Genomic DNA, 15358 nt, shown 5'->3' with positions numbered 1-15358 from the left:
AATGGTTATTAAGTACTTTGAAATTCAAAGTTATAATTCATAAAAATTGCTTTTATTATTTTATTCATTGTTGTTCAGTAAAAACTTTTATGAGCCACCGAAAAATTATTTGTGGACAGCAATTTTAAGCTGTTTCTTACTTATGGTATTCTTTCGGATTGCATTATTCTAAACGCACATCAAAAATGTTTGCTGATCATTATTTAATTTATGATCAAAACTTTAATCTTTAACTGCACACTAACTATTATTAATATTTTTTCCTGAATTCAGCAGCTTTTCCAGCGCATCCAGGTGTTCCTGGAAAGCTTTCCGCCCCGTGTCTGTCGCCAGGTAGCGGGTATTCGGTTTGCGATTGATGAACGATTTTTCCACTTTTATATAATTTTGTTTTTCCAATGCCTTTGTATGGCTGGCGATATTCCCGTCTGTCGCACCTAAAAGTTCTTTAAGTGTTGTAAAATCAGCAAACTCATTCACCATGAGAATACTCATAATTCCCAGCCTGATACGATGATCGAAGGCTTTATTTATGTTGCTGATAATATTCTTCATCTAAGCCTTTTTTCGCTCATATTTATTATACATCACGCCACCATAGATGATATGGAAAACTCCGAATCCCAGCGCCCAGAAATAAAGTCCGTAGTCAATAAATTGGGTAGCGATAAGTCCCAGCATTACATTGGCATAACCCAAAGATCTCAAATCATTAAAGGTATATTTACTTGCGTTGATCAGCGCCATCCCGTAAAACAAGAGCATAGCGGGAGCAATTAACCCGACAAGTTCGTACTGCAATAAAACCAGGCAAAACAATCCTCCTGCAGTAAGTGGCGCGAAAAAATTAATAACCAGTCTTTTGCTGGTATTGTCCCATATTTTTTGGTTGTTCTTTTTAGCTTTTCGGGTAGTGAGGAGAATGGCAGTGGCAACTGCCAGCACAAGTACAACAACAGCAATTACAGTTAAACTGCTTTGTAGCGCTGGATCTTCTGCATCGACGTTTAACGAACTGTCGCCACTTACATAAAGGCTGCCATGGTTAGATAATAGAATATTAGCAAGCACTGCGCCTATAATTGCATAAATTCCGGCAAAGACTCCGGCTAATCCGCTAAGGGAAATAAACCGCGAAGAGCGGTTCATCATTTCCCTGATCTCACTTAGATCATTCAGATACTTTTTATTCTCCATTTTAAAGTACTTTGAACTACAAAGTAAATAATAAATTTTGTTATTTTTGATTTTTTACTGAAAAGTTTTTGTGTCATTTTTATAAACTATATAGCAACTTCATCTTTATGAAAATTTAATGTTCAGAATAAATTTTTCCTCTTATTTTTCAATTCTCATTGCCAAACCATAAAATTTAGCTTATGAAGTTAATGACCTACAATATTAAATATGCTAATGAAAACGATGGTGAAAACTCCTGGTCTAAAAGAAAAGCGGCACTCACGGGGCTGCTCCGGTTTTATAATCCTGATATTTTGGGTTTGCAGGAAGCTATGCTCGGGCAACTGGAATATTTTCAGAGTAATCTAAATGAATATAACTATATAGGAGTGGGAAGGAAAAATGGTAAAACTGAAGGAGAATTTAGTCCGATATTATATAAATCTGCCAAATTTGAAGTTTTGGAAAGAGGGACCTTCTGGCTTTCAGAGACGCCTGAAAAGCCTTCTACAGGATGGGACGCGGCATATCCAAGGATTTGCACCTGTGCATTTTTTCAGAATAAGAAAACAGGTGAAAAATTTTGGTATTTCAATACTCATTTTGATCATAGGGGAGAGGAAGCAAGGAAAAAAAGTGCCGAATTAATCTACCGCAAAATAGAAGAATTGAATAAGGATAAGTTCCCGGTAATCCTTTCCGGCGATTTTAATCTGGAACCACATACAGATGGGATTAAATATTTGGGTGAAAAATTTTTGGACAGCAGAGAAATTAGTGAAAATGGATGTTTTGGACCGGAAAAAACTTTTAATGCTTATGAATTTCATGAAGAGCCCATCAATCGCATAGATTATGTATTTATTAGCAGGGAAGGTGTAGCCGTTAAAAAGTATGGTGTGCTGAATAATTCTTATGATCAGAAATATCCTTCAGACCATTTTCCGGTGCTGGTAGAGCTTCAGCTAAATTAGTAATCATAAATTGCTAAACTTAAACTTTGTAAAATGAACAAAATAAACCTATTATGTGCAGTTATATTTGCATTGATGAATATTATTTCTTCCTACAGCCAGGTGGAATTGATGACATATAATATAAAATATGCCAATGAGAACGACGGGGAAAATTCCTGGTCTAAAAGAAAAGATTTTATCACGGGGCAGCTTAAGTTTTATGAGCCTGATATTCTTGGAGTGCAGGAGGCCTTGAAAAGTCAGCTGGAATATTTTACGTCGCACTTAGATAATTATGATTATGTTGGTGTGGGAAGGGAAGACGGAGCAGAAAAAGGAGAATACAGTGCGATTCTTTATAAAACCGATCGTTTTAAAATGATGGAAAACGACACTTTCTGGCTTTCTGAAACTCCCAAAAAAGTTTCTACCGGATGGGATGCGGCATTGCCCAGAATTTGCACTTACGCCTTATTTCAGGATAAAGAGACAGGAAAAAAGTTCTGGTACTTTAATACTCATTTTGATCATGTAGGGGAAAAGGCCAGGCAGGAGAGTGTAAAACTTATATATTCGAAAATACGGAAAATAAATACTGAAAACCTGCCGGTAATTTTAACAGGAGATTTTAATCTTGAACCCGGGACACAGAGCATTCAGTATCTTTCCAAAGAAATGAATGACAGTAAAAACATTGCTGAAAAAGTGGCTTTCGGGCCTGAAGGTACCTTCAATGCTTACAATTTTCAAGAGCCGGTAACCCGCCGCATCGATTATGTTTTTGTAAATAATAAGGTAAAGGTACTAAAGTATGCAGTTTTAAGTGATTCAAAAGACCTGAAGTATCCATCAGATCATTTGCCGGTAATGGTGATAATTGAGTTTAACTAACAACTATTCTTTTAAATAAAGAACCCCACGAGTTAACGAAACTTGTGGGTTTTGGTTTTATACTTCTGGTAAATAAGCTAAAAATCGTTTATAGTTTTTCTAATCGCTACCAGGTTAGAAAGTAGGTTTTCAAGATATTCAAGATCCAGCATATTTGCGCCGTCACTTTTGGCATTGGCGGGATCAAAATGCGTTTCCATAAACAAACCGTCAACTCCGGTAGCAATTCCTGCCCGGGCAATCGTTTCGATCATTTCCGGCCTTCCACCCGTAACACCACTGCTCTGGTTGGGTTGCTGGAGGGAATGGGTCACATCCAAAACAGTAGTTGCAAAATCCTTCATAGTGGGAATTCCCCGAAAATCTACAATCATATCGCTGTAACCAAACATGGTCCCACGATCGGTAACCATCACATTTTCATTATTACATTCCTGCACTTTAGATACCGCATGCTTCATACTTTCCGGGCTCATAAATTGACCTTTTTTCAGGTTCACAGTTTTACCTGTTTTTGCAGCTGCCGCAACAAGATCGGTTTGCCTTACCAGAAAAGCAGGAATTTGCAAAACATCTACATATTCCGCTGCCATGGCGGCGTCATTGTTTTCATGAATATCGGTAATGGTGGGTACATCAAAAGTTTCTGAAACTTTACGCAGAATTTTTAGCGCTTTTTCATCTCCAATTCCGGTAAAACTATCAATGCGGCTGCGGTTGGCTTTTTTAAAAGAACCTTTAAAAACATAGGGAATTTCCAGTTTGCTGGTAATTTCTACCACTCTTTCAGCTATTCTTAAAGCCATTTCCTCTCCTTCAATAGCACAGGGGCCACAAAGCAAAAAGAAATTATTTGAGGCTGTATTTTTTATCTTCGGAATATTGTTCAGATCCATCTCTTAAGATTTTATGGCAAATATAAGCTAAATAAAAAATGCCTCAGAATTCAGAATTATCGGAAAGTTTTTCAAATTAATTTATGCGGAAGAAAGGCAGCATTATCATTCAGGTGGTGATTTTTATAGTTATTCTTCAAATTTGAAACCGGCAGGAGTATTTTTTGTTGGCTCTTTCTAGTTATTGTTAAGCAGAAGGAGATTTTCTTGTAGTTGTTCTGATGATGGCTTGTTTATATAATTTGCGCATTCCTTATTATTACTGATAGCTGGAAAATCTTAGTATTTTGAATTCCAGTATTTTGGAATGTTTTCTGCCTCCTGTTATTTTACTGTAATTATCTGATATAATTATAGTTATTTCGTGAAAAATAACTGTACATTTGCAGCCTTTTAAAACAGGCTTGTATGACAGCTATCAGAAATATCGCAATTATTGCACACGTTGACCATGGAAAAACTACCCTGGTTGATAAAATTATGTACCATTGTCAGCTTTTTCGGGATAATGAAAATACCGGAGATCTTATTCTGGATAATAATGATCTTGAGAGAGAACGTGGGATTACAATTACTTCCAAGAACGTTTCAGTTACTTATAAAGACACAAAAATTAACATTATAGATACTCCCGGTCACGCCGACTTTGGGGGAGAAGTAGAACGTGTTTTAAATATGGCAGACGGAGTTTTGCTTTTGGTTGATGCCTTTGAAGGGCCAATGCCGCAAACACGTTTTGTGCTTCAAAAAGCAATCGATCTTGGTTTAAAACCTTGTGTGGTGGTAAACAAAGTGGATAAGGAAAATTGTACTCCCGATGAGGTTCATGAAAAGGTTTTTGACCTTATGTTTGAACTTGGTGCTGAAGAATGGCAGCTTGATTTTCCAACAGTTTACGGTTCAGCCAAGAACAACTGGATGAGTGATGACTGGAAAAACCAGACTGAAAATGTGGAGCCGCTTCTTGATATGGTGATCGAACATATTCCTGCCCCTAAAGTAGATCTTGAAGGTTCTCCGCAAATGCTTATCACCTCTCTGGATTTCTCTTCTTTTACGGGAAGGATCGCAATCGGGCGACTTCAGAGAGGAACTTTAAAGGAAAATCAGCAGGTTTCCCTTGTAAAGCGTGATGGCAGCATTAAAAAGACAAAAATTAAAGAACTACATACTTTCGAAGGTTTAGGCCGCAGAAAAATTGAGGAAGTTCAGGCAGGAGATATTTGTGCGATTGTTGGACTTGAAGGTTTTGAAATTGGCGATACCGTTGCCGATATAGAAAATCCTGAAGGTTTAAAGACTATCGCGATAGATGAGCCTACCATGAGTATGCTTTTTACTATAAACGATTCTCCTTTCTTTGGAAAAGACGGGAAATTTGTGACCTCCCGTCATATAAAAGACCGTTTGTTTAAAGAACTGGAAAAAAACCTTGCTCTTCGTGTAGAAGAAACAGACAGTGCAGATAAATTTATGGTTTTTGGCCGTGGGGTACTTCACCTTTCGGTTTTAATCGAGACCATGCGTCGTGAAGGATATGAACTTCAAATTGGTCAGCCACAGGTAATCATCAAGGAAATTGACGGGACTAAATGTGAGCCGGTTGAAGAATTAACTATCGATTTACCTGAAAATGTTTCAGGCAAAGCAGTGGAGATGGTGACGCTTAGAAAAGGGGAAATGTTAAGTATGGAAGGAAAAGGTGACCGTATGGTTATCCAGTTTATCATTCCTTCCCGCGGAATTATTGGGTTAAGAAATCAGTTGCTTACCGCTACCGCGGGTGAGGCGATTATGGCGCACCGTTTTAAAGAATATCAGCCGCTAAAAGGAGGGATTCCTGAAAGGCAAAACGGTTCTCTGGTTTCTATGGAAAAAGGAAAGTCTATCCCTTATTCTATTGATAAACTTCAGGATAGAGGTAAGTTTTTCGTAGATCCGGGAGAGGATATTTACGAAGGCCAGGTAATTGGGGAAAATTCCCGCCAGGATGATATGGTGGTAAATATTACTAAAACCAAAAAACTTTCCAACGTACGTTCTTCAGGAGCCGATGATAAAGCGAAAATTGTTCCGGCAATTAAATTTTCTCTGGAAGAAGCACTGGAATATATTCAAAAAGATGAGTATGTGGAAGTGACGCCAAATCATCTTCGACTTAGAAAAATTTACCTTACCGAAAATGATCGTAAGCGTAACAAAATAATATAATTCTTTACATTGCAACAAGGGCTGTGAGGGGTGTAAAACTTCCTTACAGCCTTTTTTATGTTTTAATCTGAAATGGAGATCTTAGGAATATCTTTAACGGAATGGTGCGGTTATCTGGCTTCATTCTTTGTACTACTTGCATTTTTGATGAAGAATATAAATACCCTTCGGTACGTAAATTCTATCGGTTGTATTTTTTTTGTGATCTACGGGATCTTACTGGAATCATGGCCGGTGGTGATCACTAATGCCGCGATTATTTGCGTGAATCTGTATTATCTTTTTATCAACAAGCAAAATCCGGTACCGGCAGATGAGGTTAGAAGTTAGAAGTGCGAATTTAGGAGTGAAGAGTTCTGTTTTCGCTTCGCTAGAATTTTTATCCTGACTTTTTTCTGAAAAACAAAAAGCTCCTTTCCTTTTTAAGGAATGTGGCAGAGGCTGTAGGATTTTTCAAACTCCAAACTACTACTAAACAGTTTTCTGCACCACTTCAAAAACACGTTGCCCATCGCATTTTAAAGTTTTCGAGGGATACTTCAGCAGTAAAGCATAATCATGAGTGGCCATTAGAATGGTATTTCCGTTTTTGCTAATTTCCTGCAGTACTTCCATTACTTCAACAGAAGTCTGGGGATCCAGGTTTCCGGTAGGCTCATCGGCAAGGATAAGTTCAGGGTTATTCAGCAATGCCCGGGCTATTGCTATCCTTTGCTGTTCTCCCCCAGAAAGTTGATAAGGATATTTAAACCCTTTGGTTTTCATGCCTACTTTATTAAGCACTTCTTCAATTCTTTTATCCATGGCGCCTTTGTCTTTCCAGCCGGTGGCTTTTAGTACAAACAGCAGATTGTCGTTGATATTTCTGTCGGTAAGAAGTTTAAAATCCTGAAATACCACACCCAATTTCCGGCGTAAATACGGAATTTCTTTTTGCTTTAGTGTGCGCAGGTTATAATCAACAATATGGCCTTCTCCTTCGGTTAAAGGTAAATCTCCGTAAAGGGTTTTCATGAAACTACTCTTACCGGTACCGGTCTTACCTATAAGATATACAAAATCTCCTTTGTTTACTTTAACATCTACTTCAGAAAGGATTAAACTTTCACGCTGATAAATTGCTGCGTTTTTTAATTCCAGGACGGCTTGAGACATAAAAACAGATACTAGGTTAGGATGCAAAATTATCGGTAAATATACATTTTTCAAAAAGTGCCGGTTTACTTTTTTTCATATTAACATAATTATAGTTCAGATTAATCGTTATTAAAATAAGCATTAAATTATCTTTGAACTTCAATTTAAACATATATAAATGACACCCGGTAAATCTCTCCTCATTGTTGTTTTACTATTCTTCTCATTTAAAGGTATTTCCCAGCAATCTGCTACTTATACAAATAAATTAGCCGATTTCAACCGTGCGCTTGAGCTTTATAATAATCAGCAGTACCTGGCAGCCCAGAATCTTTTTGATGAAGTTAAAGACCAAGCCGAAGATGAAAAAATTAGAGCCGATGCGGCCTATTATATTGCCAATGCAGCAGTAAGACTTAACCAGCCCGGTGCAGATCAATTAATGGAGCGGTTTGTAACCCGTTATCCCACCAGCACCAAAACCAATTCGGCTTATCTTGATGTGGCAGATTATTACTTCAATACAGGAAAATATGCCCTGGCCAGAAAGTGGTATGATAAGGTTGATGAAGATGCTATGAGCCGGAAAGAGAGGCAGCGTTTTTACTTCAATAATGGTTATGCTTATTTCCGTTCCAATGATTATGAGCAGGCAAGGACATATCTTGAAAGGGTGAGAGATTCCAAAGAATACGGCTCTCAGGCAAAATATTACATAGGTTTTATGGCCTATGAAGGTGATGATTATGAAGAAGCCACCAGGAATTTTGAACAAGTTCAGGGTAATGACCGCTATAGTGAAGACCTTTCCTATTTTCAGGCAGATATGAATTTTAAGCTGGGAAATTTTGAAAAAGCCGTAGAACTGGGGCTGGAACAACTTCCCAATTCCAATAGGCAGGAAAAATCCCAGCTGAATAAAATTATTGGTGAGAGTTATTTCAATTTACAGCAATACGAACAGGCAATCCCTTATTTAATGGAATATCAGGGCCTGCGCGGAAAATGGAATAATACCGATTATTATCAGTTAGGATATGCTTATTACAAGCAGGGTGATTATGAAAAGGCTATTTCAGAATTCAATAAAATTATAGACGGAAATAATTCCATTGCCCAAAATGCCTATTATCACCTGGCGCAATCTTATCTGAACCTGGATCAGAAGCAACAGGCATTAAACGCATTCAAAAATGCCGGTGAAATGGAATTTGATGCTAAAATTCAAAAGGATGCAATGCTGAATTATGCAAAAATCAGCTATGAAATTGGTAATTCTTACGAAAGTCCGTCACAGGTTCTGCTAAGCTATCTTGAAAAATATCCTGATTCCGCAGAAAGGCAGGAAGTGGAAACTTTGTTGATAGACTCCTTTATTACTTCTAAAAATTATGAGGAAGCCATGCGTTTGCTGGAGAACAACAGGAATTTCAGTGATAAGCAGGCCTATCAGAAAGTAGCTTTTTATTACGGACTTGAACTTTACGAAGAAGGAGATTATTACAAGGCTTTAGAAATGTTTGATAAAGCCTTAAATGAACCAAGAGATGCTGCCATTACCGCAAAATCAACCTTCTGGAAAGCGGAAAGCGAATTCAATGTGAACCGTATTGACGATGCTATAATTGGCTATAAGGAATTTGGGGGGATGACTGCCGCCCGGGGAACGGAAGAAATGAAAAACCTGGACTATAACATTGGTTACGCTTATTTCAAAAAGAATGATTACGCCCAGGCTATTAGTTATTTCAAGAGGTTTGCTGAAAATGCCAATAGCGATACCGCAAGAAGGAATGATGCGTATTTAAGGTTAGGCGATAGCTATTTTGTGAACAGCCAGTACTGGCCGGCTATGGAAGCTTACAACAAAGCCATCGCGAATAATGTGGATAACAGTGATTATGCTGCTTTTCAAAAAGCCATCAGCTATGGGTTTGTAGACAGGAATGAAACAAAAATTGAAGAGCTGAATAATTTCATCAGTAAATATCCGCGTTCTCCTTACCGGGACGATGCCTTGTTTGAACTTGGGAATACTTATGTAGCTATGAATAATACGCAGCAGGGAATTCAAACCTACAACAGGCTTATACGTGATGTTTCGGGAAGTGCTCTTGTTCCTAAAGCGATGCTAAGGCAGGGCTTGATTTATTATAATTCCAATGAAGGTGATAAGGCCCTGGAGCGTTTGAAAAAAGTAGTTGCCGATTATCCCAATACTCCCGAAGCCAAACAGGCGGTTTCCACCGCAAGAAACGTTTATGTGGATCTGGGCAGGACAGATGAATATGCAAGCTGGGTAAGAAATATAGATTTTGTTGAAGTTACCGATGCCGATTTAGATAATACAACCTATGAATCAGCTGAAAATCAGTATTTAAATAATAAGGCTGAACAGGCTATCAGCGGTTTTGAAAAATACCTAAGGGATTTCCCTAACGGAATTCATTCCATTAACGCACATTTTTACCTGGCGCAGCTTTACTTCCGCCAGGGGAGTAAAGATAAATCTATGAGCCATTATCGTTATGTGGTAGACAGGCCGGGCAATGAATTTACCGAGCAGGCGCTGGCCAGATTATCCCAGATATATCTTGAAAAAGGAAATTATGCTGAAGCGGCTCCGTTATTGGAGCGTTTGGAAAAAGAAGCCGATTCTAAGGAAAATGTGGCTTATGCCCAATCTAACCTGATGAAATCGTATTATGAAGCAGGAAATTTCCAGAAAGCTGAAGCTTATGCTGAAAAAGTGCTGAATAGTGCAGGAGCTGAAAGACAAGCAAAAACAGATGCACAGGTGATTATTGCCCGGTCGGCAATGAAAGCAGGAAACGAAGGCCGTGCTAAAACCGCTTATGCTGAAGTTCAGAAAACAGCTACCGGAGAGTTGGCTGCAGAGGCCTTGTATTACGATGCCTATTTCAAAAACAAAAGCGGAAATCATGAAGCTTCCAATGCTGCCATCCAGATTCTGGCGAAGGATTTTTCAGGTTACAAGCGCTGGGGCGCAAAAGGCCTTGTGCTTATGGCGAAAAACTTTGATAAACTCGGCGATGCTTACCAGGCGACTTATATTCTGGACAACGTAACTAAAAATTTCACCAGTTATCCCGAGATAGTCTCTGAAGCTAAAGCAGAACTGGCCCGAATTAAAGCCCAGGAAGCCAAAACTAATTCTTCCGTAGAAAACAACTAATCTTACTAAACCTAACAATTAAGAACTCCCATATGCGAATTTTCTCAATCAAGGACCTCGCCTCAAGCCTGTCTTACAACCGGACGGGGAGAAAAAGAATCCTGTTTTTAAGCTTATATTTATTCAGCGGTTTACTTTTTGCCCAGGATCCTATCGGCAGTGAAACTGTAACTGTGGTAAAGCCTTACTCTCCTTCAGTTAGGGACGCCTCAAAAATAAAAGAAACCCCTAGCCGGGGAGATTCTGTGAACCTTGGCAAAAAAGAGGTGAAATACAGTATTTTCTCTGTGCCCGTCGCTTCTACCTTTACGCCTGCCAAAGGCCGTGCAACAACTGTGGAAAGAGAAAGGCCGCCAAAGGTATTTTCCAACTATGCCACACTGGGGTTTGGGAATTATTCAAACGTCCTGGCAGAGTTCTACAGCAATCTTGAAGTAAACCGCACTGATAATTTTGGAGTTTTTCTTACTCACAATTCTTCCCAGGGCGGGATTGAAGGAGTTCGTTTAGCCGATAAATTTTATGATACCGAATTAAACCTGAGCTATACCCGAAGAGATCGTGACCTTTCCTGGAAAACCGAGGTAGGAGGGCAGCACCAGCTTTTTAACTGGTATGGCCTTCCGGAAAACCCGGCGCTTTCTGATGCCCAGGTGCTGAACATAGATCCGCAGCAGAATTATTTTTCGGTTTATGCCGGAGGGGAAATAGAACTTTATGATTCTTTTTTCGATAAAGCCAAAGCCAAATTCCGCCATTCCGGGGATTCCTATAGTTCTTCGGAAAATCATTTTGATGCCAGAGGAACTTTTGAAGCCAATATTGCCGATGAATTAATTACTACAAATATTATTGCCGATATTGTAAATGGCAGTTTTGATGAAGCCTTCTATGGTGGTGACGGTTATAATTACAGTTTTATGAATTTCGGCATAAATCCAGGTTTGCTGATTTTAAGGGATAATCTTACTTTAAATCTGGGAATTGCTTTTTATTATAGCCTGGATACTGAAAATTCTGATAATAATTTTTATCTCTATCCAAAAATTACTGCCGGCTATCGCCTCTCAGACCTGCTTACCGCTTATGGAGGAATAGAAGGAGGGTTGGAGCAGAATACTAATTATGACTTTTTCCAGGATAATCCTTATGTCTCTCCAACTTTGGGTATTCAGCCAACAGATACTGAATATGATGCTTATGTGGGGGCAAAGGGCCGGCTTACCAACAGTTTGGGATATAATGCAAGAGTCAGCTATTCTTCGCAATTTAATAAAGCCATGTATCGAAGAAATCCTTATGCCATTGGCGTGACAGAAGAAGATTATGCCTATGGGAATTCTTTTGAAATGATTTATGATGATGTAAACACTTTTTCTTTTTATGGAGAACTGAATGTAGATGTAAATCGCAACTTTACACTTACTGCAAATGCTGAGTACTTCAGTTATTCTACTGAAGAGGAAGCTGAAGCATGGAACCTGCCGGAACTTACCGCCGCTTTAACGGCAGATTATCAGATTACAGAGAAATGGTATACCGGTGCAAATATATTTTACAGGGGAGAGCGTAAGGACCTTGCCCGTACCGTAATCACCAATCCTACCAATCCTGAACAAAACGAGGTGGTGACCCTTGATGGTTACTTTGATTTAAACACACACCTTGGCTACAGGTTTAATGAGCAACTTTCTGCTTTTGTAAAAGGCAGTAACCTATTAAACAACAATTACGAACGCTGGATAAATTTCCCTGTACAGGGAGTGCAGTTTCTTGCCGGCGCCACTTATAAGTTTGATTTTTAAAACATCCGTTAGAATTACTTAAAATTTTAATAGTTTTAAAAGCATCCTCAGGGATGCTTTTTTTGTTCCCTATTCTGGTAATAGCTGCTGCACCTGTTCATAATACTGTTTTTCAGAAATATGTTATCTTCATCAATTCGTATTACTTAACAATTACTAAACATTAGACACTTAAATTTAAATTAATATTGCACCCGAAAATTGAAGAAGTAAAACTTCACAAACCTTGAAATGTAATTTATAAATGGCAAAAAAATTCAAGCGAATTAAACGGGATCGCCCATACCTAAACATTCTTGACTTTATTGTAGAAGAAAAGACCTTCCTTGCAATTGTTATTGGCGGGATTATATTGGCCGGTATTTTTACAGGAAACTCCCGGGCAGCTATGTGGCTTGGTTTTTTCTTTGCAGCTTACGCCACAGTAGCGAATGACAGTATACAATCATTAGGTACTTTTATAGAAAGTAATAAAGGAAAACCCTGGTGGGTGCTGTGGCTATACGTTGGAACTATTTTTCTCGCGGTAGTAGCATGGAGCTGGTTTTATTACGATGGAGATGTTACTTACCAGCGGCTTTTAAATCCCGATGGAAGTACGGCCTATCCTCATCCTGACAGGTTCAGTTTTTTTCAGATTATAGCCCCTCTTATCCTTCTGATTTTAACGCGGTTAAGAATGCCGGTTTCTACTACTTTCCTCATCTTAAGTGTTTTTAGCGCAAATACTTCTGGAATAACTTCGGTGGTATGGAAGAGTTGGACGGGCTATATTATGGCTTTCGTGCTCTCATTCCTGGTTTGGTATTTCTCCTATAACCTTATTAAAAAATACTTTAAAAGCAGGAAATTCAGCAACAGCTGGACATTTGTGCAGTGGCTGGTGAGCGGGACTCTCTGGGGTGTTTGGGTAATGCAGGATGGTGCGAATATAGCTGTGTTCCTTCCGCGACAAATGGATTCTTTTCAGTTTACTGTTTTCGCAACAACCATTTTTCTGGGGCTCGGGTTGTTATTCTATCTGAGAGGAGATAAAATTCAGCAGGTTGTAAGCGAGAAAACGCGTATTTCAGATATTCGTGCGGCCACGCTTGTAGATTTAATTTATGTGGTAATGCTTATATATAAACTTTTTATTAGTACCGTACCTATGAGTACTACCTGGGTTTTCCTTGGAGTTATTGGCGGGCGCGAGATTGCTATAAGCCTTGCCCGTAAAAAGAAAGGCAAAAAACACCGTAAGAAGGCCGGTAAGATGATTTTTAAAGACTTCTCTTATGCCATGATTGGTCTATTTGTTTCCATTGCTTTGGCGGCAGCGGCTAATCCTGATATTCGTCGTGCAGTATGGGAAGGTATGGGAGCTTAAAACCCGAATTTTATTAACCTGGGATTAATACTAAAAAATGCACCTTTCCTGAGGTGCATTTTTTACTTTAGCCAAAAATTTTGAAAATGAAAAACATTCTAATATTACTTTTTTGTTGTACAGTATTATTTTCCTGTAACTCCGGGCAAAAGGAAAAAATAGATCTTCTGGTTTTTAATGCTGAAGTTTATACCGTAGATACTAATTTTAGTAATGCTGAAGCTTTTGCCGTTCAGGATGGGAAATTTCTGGCTATAGGTTCAGCTGATGAATTAGAAAAAAAATATGAAGCTGCCGAAAAATATGATGCAGGCGGCAAGGCCGTTTATCCCGGCTTTATTGATGCTCATGCTCATTTCTACAGGCTGGGCCTTCAGCAAAACCGGGTAGATCTTACCGGGACGAATAGTTTTGAAGAAGTAGTGGCCCGCATTGTTGAATTTCAGCAGAAAAGAGGAGCAGATTTTATTACCGGAAGAGGATGGGATCAGAATGACTGGGAAGTAAAGGAATATCCCACCAAAGATACATTGGACAGACTTTTTCCCGATACTCCCATTGCCGTAACAAGAATAGACGGGCATGCACTCCTGGTTAATCAGGCGGCGCTTGATGCTGCAGGTATTACTACGGATACATCTTTTGAAGGTGGCGATATTGAGCAAAAAAATGGGAAGCTTACCGGGATAATTGTAGATAATCCCATGAGTTTAATTGCTGAAGCGCAGCCTGCACCTACTACCGAAGAGCAGATAACCGCATTAATGGAAGCCCAGGAAATTTGCTTTGATTACGGACTTACCACCGTGGTTGATGCGGGAATAGACCGTAAAGTTATTGAATTGATGGATAGCCTCCATAAAAATAGCGAATTTAAAATTCGTATGTACGCTATGGTTAGTAATACAAAAGAAAACCTCGATTACTATCTTTCTGCAGGGCCTTATAAAACCGATCGCCTGAATGTACGTTCAGTGAAATTTTACGGAGATGGGGCTTTGGGCTCTCGCGGTGCAGCCTTAAAAGAAGAATACAGTGACCGGTCTGGACATTTTGGTGCTTTGCTTTCTCCGGTAGAAGATTTTAAAGAAACTGCCATTCGTATTGCAGATTCTGAATTTCAGCTAAATACACATGCCATAGGTGACTCTGCAAATTACCTGGTACTTAAAACCTACGATAGCTTGATTGGTAATGCTGAAGACAGGCGGTGGCGTGTGGAACATTCCCAGGTTATTGATGAAGGAGATTTTAAGTATTTCAGTAAAAATATTATTCCGTCAGTGCAACCCACCCATGCAACAAGTGATATGTACTGGGCAGAAGACAGGTTAGGAAAAGAGCGTATGCAGGGCGCCTATGCCTATAAGAAATTACTTGACCAGGCCGGAATTGTGGCTTTGGGAACCGATTTTCCCGTAGAAGAGGTAAGTCCTTTTCTAACATTTTATGCCGCCGTTTCACGCCAGGATACCGGAAATTATCCTGAAGGCGGTTTTATGAAAGAACAGGCACTGTCCCGGGAAGAGACGCTTAAAGGAATGACCATTTGGGCGGCCTATTCTAATTTTGAAGAAAAGGAAAAAGGAAGTATTGAAAAAGGCAAATTTGCTGATTTCATTATTCTGAATGAAGATATAATGAAGGTGGAGGAAGATAAGATCCCTAACTTAAAAGTTCTTGCTACCTATGTAAATGGTGAAAAAGTAAAGTAGATA

The 15358-nt window shown here is 39.0% G+C and carries 12 protein-coding genes; 8 read left to right on the top strand and 4 right to left on the bottom strand.

The features are described 5' to 3' along the window. Positions 1-240: 240 nt before the first annotated feature. Together RM539_RS17035 and RM539_RS17030 are read right to left on the bottom strand one after the other, a co-directional pair. Positions 241-555 carry a winged helix-turn-helix domain-containing protein gene (locus tag RM539_RS17035; RefSeq protein ID WP_311504627.1) on the bottom strand — a complete coding sequence of 105 codons (315 nt, stop codon included), beginning with the start codon at positions 553-555 and terminating at the stop codon, positions 241-243. Then, positions 556-1197, bottom strand: a complete 642-nt coding sequence (locus RM539_RS17030; RefSeq protein ID WP_311504626.1) for a hypothetical protein — start codon at positions 1195-1197, stop codon at positions 556-558. 182 nt (positions 1198-1379) lie between these two features. Between RM539_RS17030 and RM539_RS17025 the strand changes: the two genes are divergently transcribed. Both RM539_RS17025 and RM539_RS17020 read left to right on the top strand, forming a co-directional pair. Further along, entirely contained in the window at positions 1380-2153 is a 774-nt protein-coding gene (locus tag RM539_RS17025) for an endonuclease/exonuclease/phosphatase family protein (RefSeq protein ID WP_311504625.1), read from the top strand. A 33-nt stretch (positions 2154-2186) separates the two neighbouring features. Further along, on the top strand, positions 2187-3026 hold the full coding sequence (locus RM539_RS17020) for an endonuclease/exonuclease/phosphatase family protein (protein WP_311504624.1): 840 nt from the start codon (positions 2187-2189) through the stop codon (positions 3024-3026). Between the two features lie 77 nt (positions 3027-3103). Here the strand turns inward: RM539_RS17020 and kdsA are convergent, their stop codons facing one another. Further along, positions 3104-3922 carry a 3-deoxy-8-phosphooctulonate synthase gene (kdsA, locus tag RM539_RS17015; protein WP_311504623.1) on the bottom strand — a complete coding sequence of 273 codons (819 nt, stop codon included), beginning with the start codon at positions 3920-3922 and terminating at the stop codon, positions 3104-3106. Between the two features lie 408 nt (positions 3923-4330). Between kdsA and typA the strand changes: the two genes are divergently transcribed. Both typA and RM539_RS17005 read left to right on the top strand, forming a co-directional pair. After that, positions 4331-6133, top strand: coding sequence for a translational GTPase TypA (gene typA, locus RM539_RS17010; protein WP_311504622.1), 1803 nt, complete (start codon positions 4331-4333; stop codon positions 6131-6133). Positions 6134-6280: 147 nt separating this feature from the next. Then, positions 6281-6463 carry a uroporphyrinogen decarboxylase gene (locus RM539_RS17005; RefSeq protein ID WP_349254719.1) on the top strand — a complete coding sequence of 61 codons (183 nt, stop codon included), beginning with the start codon at positions 6281-6283 and terminating at the stop codon, positions 6461-6463. A gap of 141 nt (positions 6464-6604) precedes the next feature. Here RM539_RS17005 and RM539_RS17000 read toward each other — a convergent pair whose 3' ends face one another. Beyond that, positions 6605-7288 carry a cell division ATP-binding protein FtsE gene (locus tag RM539_RS17000; protein ID WP_311504620.1) on the bottom strand — a complete coding sequence of 228 codons (684 nt, stop codon included), beginning with the start codon at positions 7286-7288 and terminating at the stop codon, positions 6605-6607. Between the two features lie 160 nt (positions 7289-7448). Here RM539_RS17000 and RM539_RS16995 point away from each other — a divergent pair, with 160 nt between their 5' ends. From RM539_RS16995 to RM539_RS16980, 4 genes are all read left to right on the top strand, one after another. Continuing rightward, entirely contained in the window at positions 7449-10466 is a 3018-nt protein-coding gene (locus RM539_RS16995) for a tetratricopeptide repeat protein (RefSeq protein ID WP_311504619.1), read from the top strand. 32 nt (positions 10467-10498) lie between these two features. Then, complete coding sequence (locus tag RM539_RS16990) at positions 10499-12271, top strand: TonB-dependent receptor (RefSeq protein WP_311504618.1); 1773 nt, start codon at positions 10499-10501, stop codon at positions 12269-12271. Positions 12272-12515: 244 nt separating this feature from the next. Then, on the top strand, positions 12516-13640 hold the full coding sequence (locus RM539_RS16985) for a hypothetical protein (protein ID WP_311504617.1): 1125 nt from the start codon (positions 12516-12518) through the stop codon (positions 13638-13640). An 86-nt stretch (positions 13641-13726) separates the two neighbouring features. After that, positions 13727-15355 (top strand): amidohydrolase, encoded by a 1629-nt coding sequence (locus tag RM539_RS16980; RefSeq protein ID WP_311504616.1) that lies wholly within the window; start codon positions 13727-13729, stop codon positions 15353-15355. Positions 15356-15358: the final 3 nt, after the last annotated feature.

The organism is Autumnicola musiva, from assembly GCF_031846585.1.
Lineage (GTDB): Bacteria > Bacteroidota > Bacteroidia > Flavobacteriales > Flavobacteriaceae > Autumnicola > Autumnicola musiva.
This window is presented reverse-complemented; position numbering and strand designations above follow the sequence as displayed.

Bases quoted from the DNA above. Each gene is read 5' to 3' on its own strand.
- RM539_RS16980 (WP_311504616.1), top strand. From the start codon at position 13,727: ATGAAAAACATTCTAATATTACTTTTTTGTTGTACAGTATTATTTTCC.
- typA (WP_311504622.1), top strand. From the start codon at position 4,331: ATGACAGCTATCAGAAATATCGCAATTATTGCACACGTTGACCATGGA.
- kdsA (WP_311504623.1), bottom strand. From the start codon at position 3,922: ATGGATCTGAACAATATTCCGAAGATAAAAAATACAGCCTCAAATAAT.
- RM539_RS17025 (WP_311504625.1), top strand. From the start codon at position 1,380: ATGAAGTTAATGACCTACAATATTAAATATGCTAATGAAAACGATGGT.
- RM539_RS16995 (WP_311504619.1), top strand. From the start codon at position 7,449: ATGACACCCGGTAAATCTCTCCTCATTGTTGTTTTACTATTCTTCTCA.
- RM539_RS17035 (WP_311504627.1), bottom strand. From the start codon at position 555: ATGAAGAATATTATCAGCAACATAAATAAAGCCTTCGATCATCGTATC.
- RM539_RS16985 (WP_311504617.1), top strand. From the start codon at position 12,516: ATGGCAAAAAAATTCAAGCGAATTAAACGGGATCGCCCATACCTAAAC.
- RM539_RS17005 (WP_349254719.1), top strand. From the start codon at position 6,281: ATGAAGAATATAAATACCCTTCGGTACGTAAATTCTATCGGTTGTATT.
- RM539_RS16990 (WP_311504618.1), top strand. From the start codon at position 10,499: ATGCGAATTTTCTCAATCAAGGACCTCGCCTCAAGCCTGTCTTACAAC.
- RM539_RS17030 (WP_311504626.1), bottom strand. From the start codon at position 1,197: ATGGAGAATAAAAAGTATCTGAATGATCTAAGTGAGATCAGGGAAATG.
- RM539_RS17000 (WP_311504620.1), bottom strand. From the start codon at position 7,288: ATGTCTCAAGCCGTCCTGGAATTAAAAAACGCAGCAATTTATCAGCGT.
- RM539_RS17020 (WP_311504624.1), top strand. From the start codon at position 2,187: ATGAACAAAATAAACCTATTATGTGCAGTTATATTTGCATTGATGAAT.